The organism is Oleiphilus sp. HI0061, from assembly GCF_001635675.1.
Genome location: NZ_LWFE01000571.1, coordinates 1 through 820 on the forward strand (window position 1 = coordinate 1; position 820 = coordinate 820).

An 820-nucleotide genomic window follows, 5' to 3' on the forward strand; every position below is an offset into this window, starting at 1 on the left:
TTCTTACTACGGCGTTGGTGACGCTGGATACGCTTGGCTTTTGCTGATGTTTTCATGATCTAACCTTCCCATCAGTTAATTCGGTCTTGGCATCCGCAACACTTTCGTTTGCATCAACAACTTCCGGCGCATCGGCTATCGACACTTCCGGGAATAACTCGGCATTCACTACACTTCCCGCAACAACGGTACGGTAAGATCGCACCTTATCCATCACAGACACCAAGGTCTGATAGGAAGTGTCTTTTCGTGCCATGACAGTAATATCTTTCTTTTCCGGAATACGCGATTTCAGCTCCTGCATCACTTGCCCTAACATCGCAAAGTCGTAAGCCCCAGTACTTACGGCCGCGTTGTCAGAGCTATTATTTGCAACTGAATTCCGCTTTAAACTATCTATTTGCTTAATCACACCGCCTTTATTGTCGGCAACCACCAACTTATCTTCCAGAATCATTACCTGTAACTGCAATGACTCATCATCCTGAGCTGAGCTTTGGTCTTGAGTTGGAAAGTTCAACTCAAGTACACTCGTATGAGCAAAGATCATATTGATCAGCAAGATTGGTACAAGCACGATCATTAAATTCATAAATGCCGTGATATCCAGATCTGCTTCACTTCGTAAGCGTCGATGTTTGCGTTTCATAGTCGAGTCTGCCTATTTCGCTAAGGATTGATCAATAAAGTTGGTTTACAAAGACCAACTAAACAGCGGCTGCCGCATTAAGCCCTGAGTCAGCACTTGGCGACTGTGTAGCCTTAGCAGGTGCTGGAACCGAAGCTGATCGGTCACTTAATAAGTTCATCACTTTAATGC

General features: G+C 44.9%; 1 protein-coding gene. It reads right to left on the minus strand.

The genetic code is table 11. The features are described 5' to 3' along the window. Positions 1–52: 52 nt before the first annotated feature. On the minus strand, positions 53–649 hold the full coding sequence (locus tag A3735_RS07505; RefSeq protein WP_068553966.1) for a biopolymer transporter ExbD: 597 nt from the start codon (positions 647–649) through the stop codon (positions 53–55). Positions 650–820 lie beyond the last annotated feature (171 nt).

Coding starts and splice junctions, on each gene's coding strand:
- A3735_RS07505 (WP_068553966.1), bottom strand. CDS start 649: ATGAAACGCAAACATCGACGCTTACGAAGTGAAGCAGATCTGGATATC.